Source organism: Armatimonas sp. (assembly GCF_043760365.1).
Lineage (GTDB): Bacteria > Armatimonadota > Armatimonadia > Armatimonadales > Armatimonadaceae > Armatimonas.
Genome location: NZ_JAYUPA010000568.1, coordinates 1 through 1,551, shown reverse-complemented (window position 1 = coordinate 1,551; position 1,551 = coordinate 1). Strand labels below are relative to the sequence as shown.

Genomic DNA, 1,551 nt, shown 5'->3' with positions numbered 1-1,551 from the left:
CGTCGTCCATGGGGTTGTGTGTATATATACGGATGCTTAGACATCCCACGAGAAGATTTGGCTGATCTCGCCAGTAAGTTCGCCGCCAGCTCTTCCCTTCCATACTGAGTTGGAAGAACTCGAGTCTCTTTATGATCCCGGCATCTATCACTAGATAGCTTTGTATGAGGTCCGCCAATACTTTGATGCCGACTGGTATGGCAGCGAGGATGCCACACGCTCTCGTTACATACTCATTGTGCTGTACTACCAGAGCTGCGAGCATTGATGATTTTTTGGATACTGGCCATTCGATACTGGCCATTCGTTCAGTTTAATTATACACTGTGGTGGGCGCCCTCATCGCTGCGTCGGAAGGGCATACTTCTACTAGCAGTACTTTAAGTTTCTCATTGAAAAATAAGTAGGATGCCAAATAGGCGGTATTGGTGATGGATAGACGTGGATGGGCCCCTACCGACCGTCTTGCCGCCGCGCAAAATTGAATCCCTCCACAATATGCACACCCACCGCCGAATCTTCACTATGCCTCAAGACTGGAAACGCGTTCATATGCCTTGTGGCTTCAGGAAAAATGTCGCCGCGAGCAGTGCGCCCCTGTGGACGCGCCTTCATCTGAAAGCTTGCTCGGACTGTGCCGGCAAACCCTACTCCGTTGAAGATTACCACCGCACCGACGCTTCTTCTCGGGGCGGCGCTCTACGGCCTTCGCCCGTACTCTGCTAAGGACTGCGCGGAATTTGTTCGTAGGATTGACGCCCAGACTCATTGCTCTACTACTATCGTTACTCCTAAAACTGCTAGGAACACCATTGCTACTCCGAGTACTACTGCCACGAGCACCATTGCTACTCCGAGTACAACTGCCACGAGCACCATTGCTACGACTACACCGAGACTGGGGGCTCCTCTGACTCTGTGAAGACCCCTACCGGTCATTTTGCCGACGCGACGAGCACGGCTTCGACTCGTCTTTGGTGGCCGGCCGAATGGTTGTGACGGTCTCTACTCCTTACCTGGTAACTCTTCCTGCATAAATCGCAATACAGCTGCTGCTTGTCAAGCGGGATGCCTGGCTCGAATGTGCCCTGGCGTGGTTTTTCTTCGGTTGGCGGCATTAACTAAACGGATTGGCAATATTAATCTGGCCGCCTTTCTGATATCGCACCCTTCGACTCAGGAAAGCCATCACAATGCTGGAAACGACTTCTATCTACGGTTTTGACCTCGCGGCGGGCGCGATCGCTCTACTTCTCTCCCCCCGATAAAGAAATTGCGCTATCGGTGACGGCTGAAACTCTGGCTTCTACGACTTAGCCATCGTTTTGTATGTGGGCGTCACTTTATCGATTTGGGGCGGGACCGCTGGAAGCTCCAAATTCGGGGTGGGGATGCTCTAGCTGGGTCTTTTCTACGGCTTCGCCGGCCGGGCATTCCTTCTCTTGCTACGAGTGCTGCATTCGCCCTCCGAAACGCCCTTCCTTGCTCCCTTTTGCTGACAAACTCCGATGAGTATTCGCCGCGGTCAGCTCGTTCTTACCGATGCGGAAA

General features: G+C 52.9%; 1 protein-coding gene. It reads right to left on the bottom strand.

All coding sequences use genetic code 11. The features are described 5' to 3' along the window. Positions 1-304 (bottom strand): hypothetical protein (locus ACH2EH_RS12965; RefSeq protein WP_395142297.1); only part of this gene is annotated, 304 nt, incomplete at its 3' end. Positions 305-1,551: the final 1,247 nt, after the last annotated feature.